18 protein-coding genes are annotated in these 20,836 nt (G+C 76.4%); 10 read left to right on the plus strand and 8 right to left on the minus strand.

Annotated features, from left to right (window positions below; translation table 11 throughout):
* Nucleotides 1-33: 33 nt before the first annotated feature.
* From ACY34I_RS04275 to ACY34I_RS04290, 4 genes are all read right to left on the minus strand, one after another.
* Nucleotides 34-3,435 (minus strand): error-prone DNA polymerase, encoded by a 3,402-nt coding sequence (locus tag ACY34I_RS04275; protein WP_462752641.1) that lies wholly within the window; start codon nt 3,433-3,435, stop codon nt 34-36.
* Nucleotides 3,436-3,786: 351 nt separating this feature from the next.
* On the minus strand, nt 3,787-5,457 hold the full coding sequence (locus tag ACY34I_RS04280) for a DNA polymerase Y family protein (RefSeq protein ID WP_462752643.1): 1,671 nt from the start codon (nt 5,455-5,457) through the stop codon (nt 3,787-3,789).
* Nucleotides 5,458-5,479: 22 nt separating this feature from the next.
* A complete protein-coding gene (locus ACY34I_RS04285) occupies nt 5,480-6,244 on the minus strand; it encodes a hypothetical protein (RefSeq protein WP_462752645.1) in 765 nt (254 codons plus the stop codon).
* A 143-nt stretch (nt 6,245-6,387) separates the two neighbouring features.
* Nucleotides 6,388-6,891, minus strand: a complete 504-nt coding sequence (locus ACY34I_RS04290; protein ID WP_462752647.1) for an SAV_6107 family HEPN domain-containing protein — start codon at nt 6,889-6,891, stop codon at nt 6,388-6,390.
* Nucleotides 6,892-7,437: 546 nt separating this feature from the next.
* On the opposite strand from ACY34I_RS04290, the gene ACY34I_RS04295 reads away from it, so the two are divergent.
* Genes ACY34I_RS04295 through ACY34I_RS04305 form a run of 3 tightly spaced genes read left to right on the plus strand, consistent with a single transcriptional unit; the run spans nt 7,438 to nt 10,210 of the window.
* Nucleotides 7,438-8,835 (plus strand): ferredoxin reductase family protein, encoded by a 1,398-nt coding sequence (locus ACY34I_RS04295; protein WP_462752649.1) that lies wholly within the window; start codon nt 7,438-7,440, stop codon nt 8,833-8,835.
* A 20-nt stretch (nt 8,836-8,855) separates the two neighbouring features.
* Entirely contained in the window at nt 8,856-9,383 is a 528-nt protein-coding gene (locus ACY34I_RS04300) for an FMN-binding protein (protein ID WP_462752651.1), read from the plus strand.
* Between the two features lie 14 nt (nt 9,384-9,397).
* Nucleotides 9,398-10,210, plus strand: a complete 813-nt coding sequence (locus tag ACY34I_RS04305; protein WP_462752653.1) for an FAD:protein FMN transferase — start codon at nt 9,398-9,400, stop codon at nt 10,208-10,210.
* Here ACY34I_RS04305 and ACY34I_RS04310 read toward each other — a convergent pair.
* A complete protein-coding gene (locus ACY34I_RS04310; protein ID WP_462752655.1) occupies nt 10,192-11,418 on the minus strand; it encodes an FAD-dependent monooxygenase in 1,227 nt (408 codons plus the stop codon). The two genes, ACY34I_RS04305 and ACY34I_RS04310, sit on opposite strands and share 19 nt — an antisense overlap.
* Before the next feature lie 63 nt (nt 11,419-11,481).
* Between ACY34I_RS04310 and ACY34I_RS04315 the strand changes: the two genes are divergently transcribed.
* The 7 genes from ACY34I_RS04315 (at nt 11,482) to ACY34I_RS04345 (ending at nt 17,796) form a co-directional block, all read left to right on the plus strand.
* Nucleotides 11,482-12,204 carry a TetR/AcrR family transcriptional regulator C-terminal domain-containing protein gene (locus ACY34I_RS04315; RefSeq protein WP_462752657.1) on the plus strand — a complete coding sequence of 241 codons (723 nt, stop codon included), beginning with the start codon at nt 11,482-11,484 and terminating at the stop codon, nt 12,202-12,204.
* A 110-nt stretch (nt 12,205-12,314) separates the two neighbouring features.
* On the plus strand, nt 12,315-12,803 hold the full coding sequence (locus ACY34I_RS04320; protein ID WP_148796505.1) for a YbaK/EbsC family protein: 489 nt from the start codon (nt 12,315-12,317) through the stop codon (nt 12,801-12,803).
* A gap of 85 nt (nt 12,804-12,888) precedes the next feature.
* The gene (locus ACY34I_RS04325; protein ID WP_462752659.1) at nt 12,889-13,620 is read left to right on the plus strand and encodes a monooxygenase; all 732 of its coding nucleotides are present in this window, start codon (nt 12,889-12,891) and stop codon (nt 13,618-13,620) included.
* Nucleotides 13,617-14,195 carry a GNAT family N-acetyltransferase gene (locus tag ACY34I_RS04330; RefSeq protein ID WP_462752661.1) on the plus strand — a complete coding sequence of 193 codons (579 nt, stop codon included), beginning with the start codon at nt 13,617-13,619 and terminating at the stop codon, nt 14,193-14,195. Before ACY34I_RS04325 ends, ACY34I_RS04330 begins: the two co-directional genes overlap by 4 nt.
* On the plus strand, nt 14,192-15,010 hold the full coding sequence (locus ACY34I_RS04335) for a carotenoid biosynthesis protein (protein WP_462752663.1): 819 nt from the start codon (nt 14,192-14,194) through the stop codon (nt 15,008-15,010). Before ACY34I_RS04330 ends, ACY34I_RS04335 begins: the two co-directional genes overlap by 4 nt.
* 156 nt (nt 15,011-15,166) lie before the next feature.
* On the plus strand, nt 15,167-16,300 hold the full coding sequence (locus tag ACY34I_RS04340) for a glycosyltransferase family 2 protein (RefSeq protein WP_462752665.1): 1,134 nt from the start codon (nt 15,167-15,169) through the stop codon (nt 16,298-16,300).
* A gap of 11 nt (nt 16,301-16,311) precedes the next feature.
* The gene (locus tag ACY34I_RS04345; RefSeq protein WP_462752667.1) at nt 16,312-17,796 is read left to right on the plus strand and encodes a phytoene desaturase family protein; all 1,485 of its coding nucleotides are present in this window, start codon (nt 16,312-16,314) and stop codon (nt 17,794-17,796) included.
* Nucleotides 17,797-18,033: 237 nt separating this feature from the next.
* Here the strand turns inward: ACY34I_RS04345 and ACY34I_RS04350 are convergent, their stop codons facing one another.
* The 3 genes from ACY34I_RS04350 to ACY34I_RS04360 all read right to left on the minus strand — a co-directional run bounded on the left by ACY34I_RS04350 (nt 18,034) and on the right by ACY34I_RS04360 (nt 20,827).
* Nucleotides 18,034-18,723 carry a CDP-alcohol phosphatidyltransferase family protein gene (locus ACY34I_RS04350; protein WP_462752669.1) on the minus strand — a complete coding sequence of 230 codons (690 nt, stop codon included), beginning with the start codon at nt 18,721-18,723 and terminating at the stop codon, nt 18,034-18,036.
* A 45-nt stretch (nt 18,724-18,768) separates the two neighbouring features.
* Complete coding sequence (gene metF / locus ACY34I_RS04355; RefSeq protein WP_148801382.1) at nt 18,769-19,686, minus strand: methylenetetrahydrofolate reductase [NAD(P)H]; 918 nt, start codon at nt 19,684-19,686, stop codon at nt 18,769-18,771.
* Between the two features lie 283 nt (nt 19,687-19,969).
* Entirely contained in the window at nt 19,970-20,827 is an 858-nt protein-coding gene (locus ACY34I_RS04360; RefSeq protein WP_462752672.1) for a hypothetical protein, read from the minus strand.
* Nucleotides 20,828-20,836: the final 9 nt, after the last annotated feature.

Genomic DNA, 20,836 nt, shown 5'->3' on the forward strand with positions numbered 1-20,836 from the left:
GCGCCCGGCATCCTCCAGGTCCTCGCCGGCCCGTCAGCGGAAGTCGCGGGAGGCCGGGGTGACCGGCGGGTCGATCGCGTCCAGCCGGTCCGCGGTGAGGCTGGTGACGCCCTCGTGCCGCTGCAGCCGGCCCCGCACCACCAGCGCCCCGCTGGTGCGGGCGATCCGCCGGTAGCGCTGCCAGAGCCCGGGCGAGCAGGTGACGTTGAGCATCCCGGTCTCGTCCTCGAGGTTGAGGAAGGTGACCCCGCCCGCGGTCGCCGGCCGCTGCCGGTGGGTGACGATCCCGCCGACCCGGATCCGCTGGCCGGGCTCCACCCGGCCGAGCCGGGCGATCGGCACCGCGCCCAGGGCGTCCAGCCGATCCCGGATGAACCGGGCCGGGTGGCTCTCCGGGGACAGGCCGGTGGCCCAGACGTCGGCGACCAGCCGGTCCACCGCCTCCATCCCGGGCAGGGTGGGCGGGGTCGCGCCGGTCACCGTGCCGGGCAGCCGGCCCGGCCGGTCCTGGGCCGCCGCGCCGGCGGCCCAGAGGGCCTGCCGCCGGGTCAGCCCGAAACAGGCGAAGGCGTCCGCGGTGGCCAGCGCCTCCAGCTGCGCGGCGGTGAGCCCGACCCGGCGGGCCAGGTCGGGCATGTCCCGGTACGGCCCGTGCGCCGCCCGCTCCGCCTCGATCCGCTCGGCCACGTCGTCACCGAGGGTGCGTACGCTGCCCAGCCCGAGCCGGACCACCGGGCCGCCCAGCCCCCAGGCGTGCGGCGGCTCCCCCGGCTGGCTCCCCCACCGGGTCTCCGGCGTGGACTCCAGCACCGCCTTGGCGCCGCTGGCGTTGATGTCCGGCCGGCGCACCTCGACGCCGTGCCGGCGGGCGTCGTCGACCAGGGTCTGCGGCGAGTAGAAGCCCATCGGCTGGGCGTTGAGCAGGGCGGCCAGGAACGGGCCCGGGTGGTAGCGCTTGAGCCAGGAGCTGGCGTACACCAGGTAGGCGAAGCTCATCGCGTGGCTCTCCGGGAAGCCGTAGCTGGCGAAGGCGGTGAGCTTGCGGTAGACGTCGTCGGCCAGCTCCCCCGTGATGCCCCGCTCGGCCATTCCGGCGTACAGCCGGTCGGCGATCTGCGCCATCCGTTCCACCGAGCGCTTCGCCCCCATTGCCCGGCGCAGCTGGTCGGCCCCGGCCGCGTCGAAGCCGGCCAGGTCGATGGCGAGCTGCATGAGCTGCTCCTGGAACAGCGGCACGCCGAGGGTCTTCTCCAGCGCGTTGCGCATCAGCGGATGCGGGAACGTCACCGGCTCCTGGCCGTTCTTGCGCCGGATGTACGGGTGCACCGAGCCGCCCTGGATCGGGCCGGGCCGGATCAGCGCCACCTCCACCACCAGGTCGTAGAAGGCGCGGGGCTTGAGCCGGGGCAGGGTGGCCATCTGGGCCCGGCTCTCCACCTGGAACACCCCGACCGAGTCGGCCCGGCAGAGCATGTCGTAGACCTCGGGGTCGTCCAGGGTCATGTCGCCCAGGTCGAGGCTCATCCCGATCATGTCGTAGCCGTAGTGCAGCGCGGAGAGCATGCCGAGGCCCAGCAGGTCGAACTTGACCAGGCTGACCGAGGCGCAGTCGTCCTTGTCCCACTGCAGGACGCTGCGGCCGGGCATCCGCCCCCACTCCACCGGGCAGACCTCGATCACCGGCCGGTCGCAGATCACCATGCCGCCGGAGTGGATGCCCAGGTGCCGGGGAAAGGTCTGCAGCTCGTTGGCGTACTCGATGACCTGCTCGGGGATGTCCGCCACGTCGACCGCGGCGACCGAGCCCCACCGGTCGATCTGCTTGCTCCAGGCGTCCTGCTGCCCGGGCGAGAAGCCGAACGCCTTGGCCACGTCCCGCACCGCCGACCGGGGCCGGTACGAGATGACGTTGGCGACCTGGGCGGTGTGCTCCCGGCCGTACCGGGCGTAGACGTGCTGGATCACCTCCTCCCGGCGGTCGGACTCGATGTCCACGTCGATGTCGGGCGGGCCGTCGCGTTCCGGGGCGAGGAAGCGCTCGAAGAGCAGCCGGTGCCGCACCGCGTCCACGTTGGTGATCCGCAGCGCGTAGCAGACCGCCGAGTTGGCCGCCGAGCCCCGGCCCTGGCAGTAGATGTCCTGCTCGCGGCAGAACGCGACGATGTCGTAGACCACCAGGAAGTAGCCGGGGAAGCCCAGGTCCTCGATCATCCGCAGCTCGTGCTCCAGCTGCGCGTACGCCTCCGGGTGCGCCTCGGGCGGGCCGTAGCGTTCCCGGGCGCCGTCCATGGTCAGCCGGCGCAGCCAGCTCATCTCGGTGTGCCCGGGCGGCACCGGGTATGCCGGCAGCTTCGGCGCGACCAGTTGCAGGTCGAAGGCGAGTTCCGCGCCGAACTCGGCGGCCCGGGCCACCGCGCCCGGGTACGCGGCGAACCGCGCGGCCATCTCGGCGCCGCTGCGCAGGTGGGCGGTGGCGGCGGCGGGCAGCCAGCCGTCGATCTCGTCCAGGCTGCGCCGGGCGCGCACCGCGGCCAGGGTGGTGGCCAGCCGACGCCGTCCCGGGGTGGCGTAGTGCACGTTGTTCGTGGCGACCGTGGGCAGCCCCGCTGCGGCGGCCAGCTCGGCCAGGGCGTCGTTGCGGTCGGCGTCGACCGGGTGGCCGTGGTCGGTCAGCTCCACCGCCACCGTCTCGGGGCCGAAGAGCTGGGTGAGCCGGTCCAGCTCCCGGGCGGCGGCGTCGACGCCCTCGGTGAGCAGGGCGCCGGGCACGTGCCCCTTGCGGCAGCCGGTGAGCACCAGCACGTGGTCGCGCAGTTCCGCCGCGACCTCCTCCAGCTCGCCGTAGACCGGGCGGCCCTTCTCGCCGCCGCGCAGCTGGGCGCGGGAGATGACGGTCGCCAGCCGGGCGTACCCCTCGTGGCCGTGGGCGAGCACCAGCAGGTGCGACCCGTGCGGGTCGGGCTCGCCGTTCTGCGGGCCGGGCAGCCCGAGGGAGAGTTCCGCGCCGAAGACCGTCGGCAGGTGCAGCGCGCGGGCCGCCTCGGCGAACCGCACCACGCCGTAGAAACCGTCGTGGTCGGTGACGGCGAGCGCGGTGAGCCCCAGCCGGGCGGCCTCCTCGGCCAGCTCCTCGGGGTGGCTCGCGCCGTCGAGGAAGCTGAAGTTGGAGTGCGCGTGCAGCTCCGCGTAGGGCACCGGATCGTCCGGGCGGGGCAGCTCGGGCGGCTCGTACTGCTGCCGCTTGCGGCTCCACGCTGGGGAGTCGCCGCCGTCGGCGTCGACCGCCAGGGGGTCCACCACGTGCAGGTGCCGCTCGTCCCGGGACCGTCCGTCCCGGGACCGTCCCCTGCCGGACCGCCCGCCACCGTCGCCGGGCCGCCCGGAGAGCACCTGTTCCAGCTCCGACCAGGGCATCTTCGGGTTGTGGAAGCTCACCGCTCCACCCCTCGCTCGCTCCCTCGTCGGTGCCAGGAGGGCGCCGAGATCTTGGCAGGATCGGGCCCCTCCAGGGGCCGCAATCTTCCAAGATCCGATCCGACCCTGGCCGTTCGAACCGCAGGGCGAATGGCCAGTGGGCGCCTACGAACTTGATGACGCAGATGAATCAGGTGGCCGGGGCCGGGGCCGGGGCCGAGCGGCGATTCGTTCACGTCATCAAGTTCGTAGCGTCCGAGGAGTCGGGCCCGGGACGGCACAGCCACGCGGCACCCGACGAGCCGGGCCCGGGACGGCACAGCCACACGGCGCCCGACCAGCCAGGCCCGGGACGGCACAGCCACGCGGCGCTCAGTCATAGATCGCCTCCACCAGCCACTGGCCGCCCTCGACCGCGAGCAGCAGGGCGCCACCGTCGGCCAGGCAGACCTGGAACCGAGCCCGGCGTCGGGCCTCGGCCGGCGCCCACCAGCGCTCGTCCACCGGCCACGGACCGGCCCAGCCGACGATCTCGGCCGGCCGGCCGGTGCCGACGACCAGCCGGGCCGGCGCGGCGCTCACCGCCAGCCGGGCGCTGACCACGACCGGCTCCCCGGCGGCGTCGTACACGGTGGCGAGGAGCGGGGTAGGCAGCACCACGGCCGGCGCGGGCGGCGGCAGCCGTCCCGGCCACGGCGGGACCGCCACCCCACCCGACCGCGCCACCCCGCCGGATTGCCCCGCCCCACCAGAGCGCGCCGCCCCGGTCGGCGGCGGCCCGCCCGCCGGGTCGGCCGGCAGGGGTGGCTCGCCGGGGCGGGCGGGCAGTCGTTCGTCGCCCCACGGGACCAGGCGTACCTGGTCGGCCGGGGAGCGCCCGCCGCCGAGCACCGGGGTGACCACCGCCTCGGGGCCGAGGATGCCCTGCACCCGGCTCAGCGCGCGGTGCGCCCGCTCCCGCTCCTCGCCGGTCTCCCCCCACAGCCCGGGCTGCAGGCCGGCCTGGGCGAGCACCCCGTCCGGCACCAGCCGCAGCCGGATGATGCCGGCGGTGGGGCGGGCCGGACGGGCCCCGCCCCGCCCGTTGCTGCCAGAGAGCCAGCCGTCCAACTGCCAGCGGACCCGATCGGCGATGGCTGCGGCGGTGAGCAGCCCGTCGTGCCGCCAGACCCGGTGCAGCTCCTGGCCGTGCGCGGTGACCGCCTCGATGCCGAGCCGGGTGCAGGCCAGCCCGTACGCCGCGAGCCGCTCGTGCAGCTGCTCGGCCAGCATCCGGGCGGCGAACGCCGCGGCGTCGACCCGGTCGATCGGCTCGTCGTACTCGGCGGTGACGGCCAGGTCGGCCGGCGGCTGCCGGACCGCGAGCGGCCGGTGGTCCCGGCCGGCGGCGAGCCGGTGGGCCAGCGCCCCGTCTAAGCCGAACCGGGCCAGCACGTCACCGGCGGGCAGCGCGGCAAAGTCCCCGAGGGTACGCACTCCCAGCCGGCGCAGCAGATCGGTCAGGGCCGGCCGGCCGAGCGCCTCGACGGGCAGGGCGGCCAGGAACTCCGGGGTCCCGCCGGGCGGCACGATGCGCCCGTCCCGGGCGGCCAGCCCGGCGGCGAAGACCCCGTCGGCGATGCCGACCTGGCTCTCCACCGCGCAGGTCTGGGCGACGTGCTCGACGATCCGCTCGGCCGCCGCCTCCTCCCCGCCGAGGTAGCGGCTCGGCCCCCGGGCGGCCAGCGCGCAGGCCCCGGGGCGGGTCACCTCGACCCCGGCGGCCACTTCCTCGACGGCGGCCACCACCGACTCGAACGCCCGGGCGTCCCGGCCGGGATCGTGCTCGACGACGGTGAGCTGCGGGCAGCGCCCCTGCGCCTCCCGCTTGCGCAGCCCCCGGCGTACGCCCTCGGCGCGGGCCCGCTCGGAGCAGGCGACCACCCGGTTGGCGTGCAGCACCGCGACCGGGTCGGTGGCGGGCACCCCGTCGACGATCTCGGCGGCGAGGACCGGCCAGTCCGGGCACCAGAGCAGCAGGGTCCGCACCGGCGCAACGCTCATGCGGCCGCCTCGCTGCGCTCGCTCATGCCGACCCGACCACGGTGAGGGACCGGGCGGTCGGGGCGGGCGGCGCCACCACGCGGAGCCGGGGCGGGACGGTGCGGGCGGCGACACCGGTCGCCCGCGGGATGACCCGGGTCAGCTCGTCGCCGGGCAGCCAGACCTTGATCTCCTTGGGGCGGGCGGCCGCACCCCGCCCACGGGCCGAGACGGTCACCTCCCGGCGGCGCAGCCGCCCCCGGCCCGGGCCGAGCCCCTCCCAGACCCCCCGGACCACCTGGAGCGTGACGTCCGCGCCGTCCCACCGGCCGTACGGGACGAGCACGCTGCCGCGCTGCCGGGCCCGGGCGGCCAGCCGGTTGGCGACGGAGGCGGAGACCGTGGCCGGCACGGCGGTGACCACCACGTCGACCCCGTCGATGAGCGCGGCGACCACGGTGGGCCACTCGGGCCCGGGGTGCGGCACCAGGGCGAGCCGGTCCAGGGCGATCCCGGCCTCGGCCGCCGCGCCGGCCCCGAAGGTGGGCACGCCGACCACGGCGCACCACGAGCCGGCCCGGGACGCCTCGGCCAGCAGGGCGAGGATCAGCGACGTCCCGCCGCTGCGCCGGGGCTGCCCAACGCCGATCGCGATGGTGCTGCCGCGGCGCAGCCCACGGTTGGGCAGCAGCCCGGTGAGTTCGGGCCGGACGGGCAGCACCCGGTGGCCGCCCGCCGGGTCGGGGGCGCTCGCCGGGCGCACCAGCTCGGCCAGCGCGGCGGAACCGACCACCATGCGGCCCGCCATCGGCCCTACCCCCTGTCATGTGTCGCCCACGGATAGGACCCGTGGTGGTGCTGCTGGATCTCCCACTGCGGCCGACGCCGCCGGACCGGGCACGGCGACGTCCGGCCACCCGCCTCCCCGTCGGGTGGCCGGACGTCGCCTGGTCAGGCGGCGGCTGCTCCGGGTCGCGGCGCGGCGTCGGACACGCCGAGCCGGAGTGGCCGGTGCGGATCGTCGAGCGCCGGCTGGTGCGCCAGGCCGAGCGCGGTCTCCACCACGGCCACGAACTCCTCGGCGGCGCGGAGCAGGTCGTCGGCCTCCCGGGCGGTGACCACCCGGGGGATGCCGGCCTCGGCGGCGGCCCGCTTGCTCGCCCCGGCGGCGAAGTAGCCGGCCCACTCGTCGAGCTCGGGGGCGACGGTGGAGAGCAGGATCCAGACGCTGGTGATCCGGTTGCGCCGGGTGGGCGCGGGACGGGCGCGGGCGGCCAGCAGCGCGGCGGCGGCGCGCAGCGCCGCGAGGTGGGCGGCGGCGTACCGGAGGCCGTCGGGGCGGGTCCGGGCGGCCTCGGCCAGCCCGTGGCGGGCCACCGCGAGCAACTGGGCGGGGGTGCGGTGCGGCAGCACGTGCGCGGGCACCGTCGGGGCCTGGGCCGGACTGGTCGGCATGGTCTCTCCTCCGCGTGGACCGGGGCGGGCGGGCGCGCGACGGATCGGATCCGCCGGCGGGGACGCCCGGAGCGGGCGGTGCGGAGGAAGACGCACCAGGTGGGGGCCGGCCGGGTGTGGACGCTTCCCCACACCACACCCGGCCGGCGTACCGGCGGGTCCGTCGCCCGCCGCCCGGGGGTCGTGGGCGGCGGGCGACGATCCTGCCTGACGGGTCCGGACTCGCGACTGTCCGGAGCCCGGTGCGGTCCGCGGAACCGCACCTCCCGGGAGCCGGCGCCGCGAAACACCTCTCCCAGGCGTTGGAACGAGCGTACGAGCGAATCGAACATTCGTTCTAACTGCTCTGACAGTACACCCCCCCTCCGACAAAAATGCAACGTGTGCGCGCCCGGCGTGCCGATCGCCTCCCGGCCCGGCGCGTCGCCCGGGACACGCGGAGGCGAGCCGGATTCTCAGCCGGCCCACAGCATCGGCAAAGGGCGCGCCGAGTTCCCCGGCCCAGAGTTGACTCATGAACGTGAGCCGGACCGAAGAAACTCACTCGTGACCGCCGCCGTCGCCGACCGGCGGAGCGTGCGCCGTACCCTGCCGGCGGTCCCCGCCTGGTGGGCCGACGTCGCCGGCACCGCCGCGGTGCTCAGCCTGCTGGTCGTCACCGCCCTCTGGACCGCCGACCGCGGGGTGCAGGAGCTGCTCGGCGGCCTCGCCACCGGTCTTACCTCGCTCGGCCGGCTCGCCGGTCTGGTCAGCGCCGACCTGATGCTCATTCAGGTGGTGCTGATGGCCCGGGTACCGCTGATCGAGCGGCGCTTCGGTCAGGACCGGATCGCCCGCTGGCACCGGCTCGCCGGCTTCACCTCCTTCCACCTGCTGCTCGCCCACATGGTGCTGACCACCCTGGGGTACGCCGGCACCGCCCGGCGGGGCGTGCTGGCCGAGACCTGGGAGCTGGTCGTCACGTACCCGGGGATGCTGCTGGCCACCGCGGCGCTGGCCCTGCTGGTGCTGGTGGTGGTGACCTCGGTCCGGGCGGCCCGGCGCCGGCTGCGCTACGAGTCCTGGCACCTGCTGCACCTGTACGCGTACCTCGGCGTCGCGCTGGCGCTGCCGCACCAGCTCTGGGCCGGCGCCGACTTCGTCGGCTCGGCGGCGGCCCGCGGCTACTGGTGGACGGTCTACCTGCTGGCGCTGGCCAGCGTGCTGGTCTACCGGCTCGGGCTGCCCGCCTGGCGCTCGCTGCGGCACCGGATCGAGGTGGCCGCGGTGGTCCCCGAGGCGCCCGGGGTCACCTCGGTCTGGCTGCGCGGACGCGAGTTGCACCGGCTGCCCGTCCGGGCCGGGCAGTTCCTCCTCTGGCGGTTCCTGGACGGTCCCGGCTGGTCCCGGGCGCACCCGTACTCACTGTCGGCGCCGCCGAACGGGGACCTGATGCGGATCACCGTCAAGGACCTGGGTGACGACACCGCCCGGGTGGCCACCCTGCGCCCCGGCACCAGGGTGCTGGTCGAGGGGCCGTACGGGCGGCTGACCGGGGAGCACTGGCGCGGCGGCGGGATCACCATGTTCGCCTGCGGGGTCGGGATCACCCCGCTGCTGGCGCTGCTCTGGGAGCTGCCGTACGCCCCCGGCGAGGCGGTGCTGCTCTACCGCGCGCGTACCCCGGACGACCTGGCCTTCCGGGCGGAGCTGGAGCAACTCGCCACCGAGCGCGGGTTGGTGGTGCACTACCTGATCGGCCCGCGGGCGCCGCGCCCGGCGTGGCTGCCCGGGTACGCCGAGGGGCTGTCCGACGCGGAGGCGCTGCGCCGGCTCTCCCCCGGCATCGCCGGTCACGACGTCTTCCTCTGCGGACCGGACGGCTGGGTCGACGCCGCCCGCGCCGCGACCCGTGCGGCGGGGGTCCCCGACGCGCACACCCATCACGAACGTTTCGCCTGGTGACAGGCGCGAAAGGAGGATCCGTGCGACGGATCACCCTCTGGCTGCTCGCCACGGTGGCCACCGTGGTGCTGCTGATCAGCTACAAGACCAGCACCATGGGCGCGGGCGGGGACACCAGCGCGATCGCCTCCGGCTCGGACGGCTCGGCCGGCAGTTCCTGGACCGGCACGGACGACGGCTCCACCGGATCCGGTTCGTCGAGCGGCGACACGTCGGGCGGCAGCGGCGGCACGTCGAGCGGCGGGGGTGGCACGTCGGGCGGCGGCGGCAACGGCACGGCCACCGGGGCGGTGGCCCAGACCCGGTGGGGGCCGGTGCAGGTCCGGATCACCGTCTCCGGCGGGAAGATCACCGACGTCACCGCGGTGCAGGTGCCGGACGGCAACCACCGGGACCAGGAGATCAACGACTACGCGGTGCCGGTCCTGCGGCAGGAGGCCCTGGCCGCGCAGAGCGCCCGGATCGACAGCGTCTCCGGGGCCACCGTCACCAGCAACGGCTACCGCGAGTCCCTCCAGTCCGCGATCGACGCGGCGCACCTGAAGTGAACGGGGTGGCGACGATGAACCTGACGACGGAACTGGACCGACGGGCCTGGGTGGTGCAGGTGATGGGGCTGCCGGTCAGCGTCCACCTGCGCGGGCCGGAGGTGCACACCGACGCGGTGGCGGAGCGGGTGGAGCGGGTCTTCGCCGAACTGGGCGAGATGGACGTGGTGTTCAGCACGTACCGGCCGGAGAGCGTGCTGGGCCGGCTCGGCGGCGCCGTGCCCGACCCGGCCACCGCCGCGCCCGTGGTGCGCGAGGTGGTGGAGCTCTGCGAGCTGGCCCGCGCCCGCACCGGCGGGTGGTTCGACGCCCGGCGCCTGCCGCTGCCCGGCGGCGGCACCGGCTTCGACCCCTCCGGCCTGGTCAAGGGGTGGGCGGTGGAGCGGGCCGCGCGCCACCTCGCCGACCTGCCCGAGCACGACCTCTGCCTCAACGCCGGCGGGGACGTGCTGCTGCGCACCGCGCCGGGCCGGCCGGCCTGGCGGGTCGGGATCGAGGACCCCGACCGCCCCGAACGGATGCTCGACGTGGTCGAGCGGGCGGGCGGCGCGGTCGCCACCTCGGGCACCGCGCGGCGCGGGGCGCACCTCCTGGACCCGCACACCGGCCGGCCCGCCGAGGTCGTCCGGTCGGTCACCGTGGTCGGCCCCGAGCTGCTCTGGGCCGACGTGTACGCGACCGCGGCCGCCGCCCGGGGCGCGGACGCGCTCGACTGGCTGGCCACGCTGGACGGCTACGCGGCCCTGGTGGTGGACGCCGCCGGCCGGGTCCGGGCCACCTCGAACTGGCCCGGCACCCGGGCGGGGACTCAGACCCGCGCCGCGTAGTCGGGCAGGCCCGCGTCGGTGGCCAGCGAGCCGGTGCTGCGGACCAGCATCGCCTGGACCGGGCGGGCGGAGAGCAGCCGGTCGCGCAGCCACAGTCCCCACCCGGTGGCCGGGGCGAGAAAGTGGCCGGGGCTGGCGCCGCGCTGCCAGCGGGAGGCGTACCCGCGCATCTGCCGCTCGTACGCGGGCAGGGCCACCCGGGGATCCCCGCCGGCCAGGGCCAGCTCGCCGGCGAGCACGTACGCCCCGACCACGCCGGTGCCGACCCCCATCCCGCCGAGGGTGACCCCCCACGCCGCGTCGCCGAGCAGCACGGTCCGGTCGGTGTGCCAGCGGGGTACGCGTACCTTGGCGATGGCGTCGAAGTAGAGCTCCGGCGCGGCGCGCAGGCTGGCCAGCAGGTGCGGCACGTGCCAGCCCAATCCGGCGAAGGCGTCGGCGATCACCGCCTTCTGCCGGCCGAGGTCGAGCCGGTCCTGGTCCAGCCGGGGCGAGGCGAAGACGACGAAGGCGCCCGCCCGGTGCGGGTCGCGCTGGTCGGCGGCGACGCTGGCCATCCGCCCAGGCACGTTGTAGTGCCGGGGTACGGCATCGAAGCCGCGGTCGTTGGGCAGATCCCAGCCGGCCAGGTGGTAGCCGAGGTGGGTGACGTACGCCGACTCCGGGCCGAGGACGAGCCGGCGTACGCCCGAGTGCAGCCCGTCGGCGCCGACCACCAGGTCGACGGTGCGGGAGCCGGCCCGGGCGAGTTCGACGTGCACTCCGTCGGCGGTCTCAGTGAGCGCGGTGATCCGGTCGCCGAACAGGTACTCCACCCGGTCGGCGCCGTGTTCGAACAGGATCCGGGACAGGTCCCGGCGGAGCACCTCCAGCTCGCCGCCCGCGAACTCGGCCGGCAGCCGGAAGATCTCCCGGCCCTGCTCGTCCACCCGGCTCATCGCGCCGGCGTGGGTCTGCACCGCGCGCAGTTCTTCGAGCACGCCCATGGCGGCCAGCACGCCCAGGTGGGTCGGCCCGCGGAAGTCGACCGCGAAGCCGCTGGTCCGCAGCGCCGGGGCGGCCTCGACGACGGTGACCTCGGCCCCGTAGCGGGCCAGCCACCAGGCCACGGCCGGGCCGGCCACTCCGGCGCCGGAGACGAGCACGCGCGAACCGCGCAACGGAAGGGTGTGGGACATGGGTTCCCCCGCATTCAAAACTGTGTCCATCGGATACAGAGTATCGTAGACACAGTTTTCGGTCCCGGACAAGGCCGCTCGGAGGGATGCCCCGTGGAAACCGGTACCGCCGACATGCGGCGGCTGTACGAGCTGCTCTGGGTCACGCCCAGCGGGCCCCGGCGCGGGCCCCGCCCCACCCTCACGCTGGCCGCGATCGCCCGGGCCGGCATCGCCATCGCCGACGCCGACGGGCTCGACGGGCTGACCATGCAGCGGGTCGCCGAGTCGCTGGACGTCACCAAGATGGCGCTCTACCGGTACGTGCCCGGCAAGGCGGAGCTGGTCGCCCTGATGCTGGAGGCGGCGATGGGCGAGCCGCCCCCGCCCCGGGCGGGCGCGGACTGGCGCGGCCAGCTCGACGACTGGACCCGGCAGATGTTCGACCGGTTCCGCCACCACCCCTGGGCCAACGCGGCGACCATCGGCCCCCGGCTGCCCGGCCCCAACGAGCTGGCCTGGCTGGAACGGGTGGTCGCCGCCCTGACCGGCACCGGGCTGACCGGCGGCGAACAGCTCGACGTCGCGGTGCTCCTGATCGGACACGCCCGCAACCTGGCCCAGCACTCGGCGGCGAGCACCGCCGAGACGCCCGGACAGGCGTGGGAGGCCGGGTTCGCCACGCTGCTGCGGGGCCGGGAGGAACGCTTCCCGGCGCTGGACGTCGCGCTCCGCTCGGCCGCCGCCGAGGCCGCCGGCGACCAGGCCCTCGACTTCGGCCTCGCCCGCATCCTCGACGGCATTGAGGCCCTCATCACCACCCGCACCGCTCGTTGATCATGAAGTTGTTGTCGCGACACGCCGAGGACGAGGGCAACAACTTCATGATCGACGCGCCAGGGTGGGGCGAGGGCAGCTGAGGGGACGCGGCAGGGAGAATGACCGGCATGCAGCCACACCCGAACGTGCAGACGGTGCAGCGGACGCTCGACGACGCGGGCGCCCGCGACGGCTCCGGCGGACCGAGCCAGGTCCGCCTGCTCCCCGAGGCGGTGCACACCGCTGCGGCGGCGGCCGAGGCGCTCGGCGTCGGCGTCGGCGCCATCGCCAACTCGCTCATCTTCGACGCGGACGAAGAGCCGCTGCTGGTGCTCACCTCGGGCGCGCACCGGGTGGACACCGCCGGGCTGGCCGCGTCCCTCGGGGTCACCCGGCTGCGCCGGGCCACCCCGGAGTTCGTCAAGCGGCACACCGGTCAGGTGATCGGCGGGGTCGCCCCGGTCGGCCACCCCCGGCCGCTGCGCACCCTGGTCGACACCGCCCTGCAGGCGTACGACGAGGTGTGGGCGGCCGGCGGCGTGCCGCAGGCGGTCTTCCCCACCACGTACGCGGAGCTGCTGCGGATCACCTCCGGCGCCCCCGCCGACGTGGCGTGAGCGAGCGAAGCGAGCGAAGCGAGCGAACCATCAAGCTCAGCGGCGCGGCGGCTCACGCCGGCGCGGCGCGAAGCGGAGCGGTGGCGTGAGCCCGCCCGAACTCGTCACGCTGCACGTGTGGCGGATCCCTCGGGCCGCGGTGCCCGGCGCGCTGGTCCGGATGGCCGTCCACCCGCCGCGGCTGCGCCGGACCGCTGGCGTCCGGTTCGCCAAGCTGCTCGGCACCGGGACCGGCACGGGCTTCGGCCCCGGCGACGCCGACCCGACGCGGTGGGCCGCGCTGGTGGCCTGGGACTCCCCGGCCGCGGCGGCCGGCTTCGACGCCTCCCCGGTCGGCCGGTCCTGGGCCCGGATCGCCCGCTCCTCGGTCCGGCTGGAGCTGCGCCCGTTGACCAGCCGGGGCGCGTGGTCCGGCCGGCGGCCGTTCGGCGAGCCGTCCGGCGGCCCGGTCGGTGGGCCGGTGCTGGCGCTGACCCGGGCCCGGCTGCGGACCCGCCGGGCGGTCGCCTTCTGGCGGGCGGTCCCGCCGGTCGCCGCCGCGCTGCACGCCGCGCCCGGGCTGCTCGTGCGGTTCGGCGTCGGCGAGGCCCCGCTGGGCTGGCAGGGCACGGTGAGTGTGTGGCGCGACGCGGCGGACCTGGTCGCGTTCGCGTACCGTCAGCCCGAGCACCGGGCCGCGATCACGCGTACCCCGACCGAGGGCTGGTACGCGGAGGAGCTGTTCGCCCGGTTCGCGGTGGGCGACGTGGTCGGCGACCGGGCGGTGCTGGGGTGGGCCGCCGAGGGCGACCCGGAAACGGCGAGAGGACGCGCATGAGGTTGGTGCGGTGGACGCCGGACGATCTGGTCCGGCGGCTGGACGACGTGGTGGCCGTCTACGGCGAGGCGATGGGCTACCGCGCCGACCTGCTGGAGGCCCGGCGCGGCTACATCGCCACCCACGTCCGCCGCCCCGGCTTCCGCGCCGTCGCCAGCCTCACCAGCGAGGGGCACCTGGCCGGCTTCGGGTACGGCTACCTCGGCGCCGCCGGCCAGTGGTGGCACGACCAGGTGCACCGGGCGCTGGACACCGAGGCCCGGCAGCGCTGGCTGACCCACTGCTTCGAGGTGGTGGAACTGCACGTCCGCCCGCCCGCGCAGGGGCACGGCCTCGGCGCCGGCCAGCTGCGCGCCCTGCTCACCATGGCGGAGGGGACGACCACCCTGCTGTCCACGCCCGAGGCCGACGAGCAGCAGTCCCGGGCCTGGCGGCTGTACCGGCGGTTCGGCTTCGTCGACATCCTGCGCAACTTCCACTTTCCCGGCGACGAGCGACCGTTCGGCGTGCTCGGCCGGGACCTGCCGCTGGCCTCGCCGGCCCCCGGCGGCGGCCCCGCCCCCGCCGCGCCGTGATCCGGAGCCGGCTGCCCTGGGCGCTGCTGGCCGGCCTGGTCCTCGCCCAGATCGGCTACCCGCTCACCGCCGGCACCACCCGGGCGGGGCTGACCGTGGCCACGGTCGGACTCGGGTACCTGCTCTCCGTCGGGCACGCGCTGCTCACCCGGGGTACGCGTACCGGGGTCGCGCTGGTCGCGGTGGCCACCGGCGGCGGGTTCGCCGTGGAGGCGCTCGGGGTGGCGACGGGCTTCCCGTTCGGCAGCTACGACTACTCCGGGGAGCTGGGCCCGAAGCTGGCCGGGGTGCCGCTGATCATCCCCCTGGCCTGGACCTGGATGGCCTGGCCGGCCTGGCTCACCGCGGTCCGGCTCACCGCGTCCCGGCCCGGCCGGATCGCGCTGGCCGCGGTCGGGCTGGCGGCCTGGGACCTCTTCCTCGACCCGCAGATGGTGGCCGAGGGCTACTGGGTCTGGCGGGACCCCACCCCGGCCCTGCCCGGCCTGCCCGGCGTCCCGGCCGGCAACTACCTCGGCTGGCTGCTCTTCGCGGTGCTGCTGACGAGTGCGCTGCGCCCGCTCGCCGGGCCGGCCGTCGACCGCACCGACCGGCGGGACGCGCCGATGTTCGCGCTCTACCTGTGGACCTACGGCTCCAGCGTGCTGGCGCACGCGGTCTTCCTCCGCCTGCCCGCCTCGGCGGCCTGGGGTGCGCTCGGCATGGCGGTGGCCGCCGTGCCGCTGGCGGTGACGCTGCTCCGCGCCCGCCGCCCCGCCGCCGACCGCCGGGAGGTGGACGCGGCCGCCCGCCCCGGCGTCGACGCGCCAGCATGAGCGAGCGTCAGCGAGCGAATCATCAGCACAGCGCCGTGGTGCCTCATGACGGCACGGAGCGAAGCGGAGTGCTGTCATGAGCGAGCGTCAGCGAGCGAATCATCAGTGCAGCGCCGTGGTGCCTCATGACGGCACGAAGCGCAGCGGAGTGCCGGCATGAGCGCAGTCCTCGTCCTCGCCCTGGTCGTCGCGGTCGCCGCGCTCACCGCACACACCTGGGTCAACGCCACCCGCTGGCTGCGCCGCCCCGCCGCTGGCCCGGTCGAGGTGACCGAGGCGGTGGCGGTGCTGCTGCCGCTGCGCGACGAGGCCGACCGGGTAGGCCCCTCCCTGCGCGCGCTGCTCGCCCAGCGCGGCGTGCCCGACCTGCGCATCGTGGTACTCGATGACGGCTCCACCGACGGCACCGCCGACGTGGTCCGCGCGGTGGCCGGCGACGACCCGCGGCTCACCCTGCTCACCGGGGCCGCCCCGCCGCCGGGTTGGCTGGGCAAGCCGCACGCCTGCTGGCAACTCGCCACCCGGACCGGACCGGCCCCGACCGTGCTGGCCTTCGTCGACGCGGACGTGGTGCTCACCCCGTACGCCGTCGCGGCGGCGGTGACCGAGCTGCGCGCGGCGGGCGCGACGCTGCTGTCGCCGTACCCCCGGATCGTGGTGCGGACGGCGGCCGACCGCCTGGTGCAGCCGCTGCTGCAGTGGTTGTGGCTGACCTTCCTGCCGCTGCGCGCGATGGAACGCTCGCCGCGGCCGTCGCTGGCCGCGGCGGGCGGGCAGTTCCTGGTGGTGGACCGGGCCGGCTACCTGCGGGCCGGCGGGCACGCCGCGGTCGCCGGCCGGGTCCTGGAGGACATCGAGATGGCCCGGGCGGTGAAGCGCGCGGGCGGCCGGATCGCCCTGGCAGACGGCTCCCGGCTGGCCGCCTGCCGGATGTACGAGACCTGGCCGCAGCTGCGCGACGGCTACACCAAGTCGCTCTGGGCCTCGTTCGGGCACCCGTCCGCGGCCGCGCTGGTGGTGGCGCTGCTGCTCCTGCTCTGGACCGCGCCCCCGCTGCTCGCGGTGGGTGCGCTGGCGGCCGGCGCGCCGGCGGTGGCCGGGCTCGCGTTCCTGGCCTATCTGCTGGGCGTCGCCGGGCGGGTGCTCAGCGCCCGGGCCACCGGCGGGCGGGCCTGGCCCGACGCGCTGACACACCCCGTGTCGGTCGTGGTCCTCGGTTGGCTGACCCTGCGGTCGTACCATCTGCGGAAGCGACGCCGGCTCACCTGGCGGGGTCGCCCGGTCGGCTAGGGGGGCGGGGCATGGCGCGGATCGTGGTCATCGGCGCCGGGGTCGGCGGGCTGGCCGCCGCCGCTCGGCTGGCGGTCACCGGGCACGAGGTCACCGTCTTCGAGCGCGCCGACACGGTCGGCGGCAAGCTCGGCCGGTACGTCCACGGCACGCCCGAGGGGTCGTACCGCTTCGACACCGGGCCGAGCCTGGTCACCCTGCCGCAGGTCTTCCACGACCTGTTCGAGGCGACCGGCGCGAAGCTCGACGAGTATCTCGACCTGGTGCCGCTGGACCCGATCGTCCGGCACGTGTTCCCCGACGGCGGCACCCTGGACTCCTGCGCCGACCCGGCCGAGTTCGCCGCCCGGATCGGCGCGGCGTTCGGGGACCGGGCCGCCGCCGACTGGCAGCGCCTCTGGCGGCGGGCCACCCGAGTCTGGGCGGCGTCGCACCGGGACGTCCTGCGCCGCGCCATCGACTCTCCCCGGGACCTGGCCGCGCTGGCCTGGCGGCTCGGCGACCTCGCCGCGATCGCCCCCGGCCGCAGCCTGCGCGGGCTCGGCCGCCGCCACCTGTCCGACCTGCGGCTGCGGATGCTGCTCGACCGGTACGCCACCTACACCGGCGCCGACCCGCGCCACGCCCCGGCCGCGCTGGTCGCCGTCCCCTACGCCGAGCTGGCGTACGGCGGCTGGTACCTGCGGGGCGGGCTGGGCAGCCTCGCCGACGCGCTGCTGTCCCGCTGCCTGGACCTGGGCGTGGTGGTGCAGACCGGGACCGCGGTCACCCGGATCGACGCGGCCGGCGGCCGGGTGCACGGGGTACGCCTCGCCGGGGTGGCCGCCCCGGTCCCCGCCGACGTGGTGGTGGCCAACGTGGACGCGCTCACCCTCTACCGGGACCTGCTGCCCACCCCGCGCCGGCTGGCCGGGCTCACCGACCGCAGCCTGGCCGGCTTCGTGCTGCTGCTCGGCGTACGCGGCGACTCCGGGCTGGCGCACCACACCGTCTTCTTCCCCCGCGACCACGACGCCGAGTTCGACGCGGTCTTCGGCGACCCGGGGCGGGGGATCCGGGCCCGGCCGGCGCTCGACCCGACGGTCTTCGTCACCGTGGCCGACGACCCGACCGTCCGCCCGGACCGGCACGAGGCGTGGTTCGTTCTGGTCAACGCCGCCCGCCACGGCACCGCCGCGGGCGCGGTCGACTGGCGGCGGCCGGGGCTGGCCGAGGCGTACGCCGACCGGATCCTCGACGTGCTCGCCGAGCGGGGCGTGGACGTCCGGGACCGGCTGGTGTTCCGCGAGATCCGTACGCCGGCCGACCTGGACGCGGCGACCGGCGCGCCGGGCGGGTCGATCTACGGCACCGCGGGTGGCCTGCTGCGTCCGGCCAACCGGGGTCCGGCGGCCGGGTTGTGGCTGGTCGGCGGCTCCACCCACCCCGGCGGTGGCCTCCCGATGGTCACCCTGTCGGCCCAGATCGTCGCCGACGAGATCGGCCCGGCCTGGTAGCCCGCCGCTCGCCGGCCCCTGGCGGGCCGTTCCCGCCACCTCGGCTATCTCGCGGGCCGTTCCCGCCACCTCGCCGACCTGGCGGGCGTTCCCGCCACCTCGCCGACCTGGCGGGAACGCGGCGGGCGGAGACCGCCGGATCGGCGATCTCGCGCGAAACGGGACGGGCGGATACCGCCGGATCGGCGATCCCGCGGCGCGCGACCGGCGGCGGACCGAGCGGGGCCGAGGCGGCGGTCAGCCGGCGTCGACGAGGGCGCGGCGGACGGCGGCGAGGAGCTGCCCGAGGCCGTAGCCGGCCAGCAGCACCCAGACCGTGGCGGCCATGGTGATGGTGCCGGCGGCCACGTCGGCGTCGATCAGCCCGGTGAGCCCGGCGACCAGCAGCCCGACCAGGGCCACGCAGACCCGGGTGGGTCGCTCCCCCACGGTCACCACGCCGATCTCCCGCATCCCGGCGGCGACCGCCCGGGCCCGGACGTACTCGTGCAGCCAGGAGAGGCCACCGGCCGCGGCGACCAGCGCGCCCGGCGCACCGAGCAGCCAGAACGCGGTCAGCCAGGCGGCCTCACCGAGCCGGTCGGCGACGGAGTCGTAGACGTAGCCGAGCCGGGTGGTGCGGTTGGTGGTCACCGCGACGGCACCGTCGACGCTGTCCGCCACCGCGGCGAGCAGCACGAACAGCGCGCCGAGGAACGGCCCGTCACCCGGCCGCCCGACCAGCAGCGGTACGCAGGCGCAGAGCAGCACCCCGACCACGGTCACCGGGGTCGGGCCGACCCGCAGCCGGCCCAGCACGTATCCCAGGTGGTAGGCGAACCGCAGCCAGGCACGGACCACCGGCGCGGCGACGCGGGGGTCGAAGCCGCCGTGCAGCCGCGCCCACGCGGTCGCGTACTGGTCCCAGTTCAGCTGCGTGCCCGCCACGGGATCAACCGTAGAAGGGCGGGGCGGCTGACGTGGGTCGGCCGGTCAGACCCGTGCCGCGGCCTGGAGCTGCTGCCAGACCTCGCGGGTGGCGGTGGACCGGTTGAGGGTGATGAAGTGGATCCCCGGCACGCCCTCGTCCAGCAGCTTCGCGCACATCTCGCTGGCCTGCTCGATGCCGAGCCGACGGACCGCCTCCGGATCGTCGGCCACCCGGGCGAACCGCTCGGCCAGGGCCGGCGGGAACGGCGCGCCGGAGAGCTGCACGGAGCGCTCGATGGTGCCCATCTGGGTCACCGGCATCACGCCGGCCAGGATCGGGGTGTCGCAGCCGGCGGCCGCCACCCGGTCCCGCAGCCGCAGGTAGTCGTCGGCGTCGAAGAACATCTGGGTGATGGCGAACTCGGCCCCCGCCCGGCACTTGCGGACGAAGTACTTCGTGTCGCTGGCCACGTCGGATGAGCGCGGGTGCTTGTACGGGAAGGCCGCCACCCCGACGCTGAAGTCGCCCGCGTCGCGGACCAGCCGGACCAGCTCCTCGGCGTACTCCACGCCCTCCGGGTGCCGGACCCACTCGCCGCCCGGGTTGCCCGGCGGGTCGCCCCGCACGGCCAGCACGTTGCGGACGCCGACGGAGGCCAGCCGGCCGATGACGTGCCGCAGCTCGGCGACCGAGTGGTTCACCGCGGTCAGGTGCGCCATCGGCAGCAGGGTGGTCTCGGTGGCGATCCGCTCGGTCACCGCGACGGTGGTGTCCCGGGTCGAGCCGCCCGCGCCGTAGGTGATCGAGACGAACGACGGGCGCAGCGACTCCAGCTCGCGGATGGCCTGCCAGAGCAGGCGCTCGCCCTGCGGGGTCTTCGGCGGGAAGAACTCGAACGAGAAGGTCGGCTGGCCGTCGCGGATCAGCTCCCCGATGGCCGGCTGAGGGTTCGGGAAGACCGAGGGAAGACCGAGCGCCACGTCCCGACTGTAACCGGCGCGTCCCGTCGTACCCAGGTCTTCCCACCCCGCGAACAGCGCCGGACAAAGCGTCGCACCCACGGAGTAGGAAAGGGCAAGCGCGGTGGGCGCCGGCCGGTGGCCGGCCCCGGGGGCCCGCGTGGGGGTCAGCACGCCCGGCGACCCGCCGGTCCGGCACCGCCGGTCCGCGTCGCCATCCGCGCCGACGCCCTCCGGAGGACCGATGATCCCGATCCCGCCACCCGGTCCGCACCTGTTCGGGCCGCTCTTGGCCGAGCTGCGGTCAGCGCGCGGCTGGAGCCAGCAGCGGATGGCCGCCGAGCTCTGTGCCGCCGCCGGCGTGCCGACCCTGACCCGGCACGAGGTCTCCCGGTGGGAACGGCAGCGCCGCCTGCCCGGCGACTTCTGGCTGGGTTGGCTGGCCGTGGTCCTCGGGGCGCCGGGCGAGCTGCTCGCCGAGGCCGCAGCGCGCAGCAGTCGGCTCGGCGCCGTGCCGGCGGCGGTCGACCGGGCCGGCTCCCGGGCCCGGCTGGCCCTGCTCACCCTGGCGCGCCGCTGGTCGGCCGACCCGTCCAGGGTGTCGTTGGGCGGTCCGCTCGCCGGCCCCGTCCTGACCGGGCCGTCCGGCGGGGCGGCGGGCCCGGGCCGGGAGACCGGGCCGGTCCCGGTGCCGGGCGGGCCGGCGGACCCGGTGACCAGCGGGCCGGCGGACCCGGTGGCGGGCGGGCCGGCGGCCCCCGGCGGCGACCTGGCCGAGCTGCGGCGCTGGGACGACCTGCTGGGCGGGGCCGACCTGGCCGGCCACGGCGCCCACCGGCTGCGCCGCGCGGCCCGGGCGCTCACCGTCGCCGGGCCGGCCGGCCGCCGCCGGCTGCTGCCCGTGCTGGCCGAGTCGGCCCAGCTCGCCGGCTGGCTCGCGGCCGATGCCGGGGACCTGACCGGCGGCCTGGACGCCTACCGGCTGGCGCTGCGCGCGGCGGTGGCCGCCGGCGACCCGGCGCTCGCCGGGCACGTCCTCGGGTCGGCCAGCCACCTGCTGGCCGGGGCCGGGGACCCGGTGGGCGCGCTGACGCTGGCCCGGATCGGCTATTCCGGCGCCCGCGACGCCGCCTCCCCCGGGCTGCGGGCGCTGCTGCTGCACCGGGTGGCG

It is taken from the genome of Micromonospora sp. RTBAU3-60, from assembly GCF_054963695.1.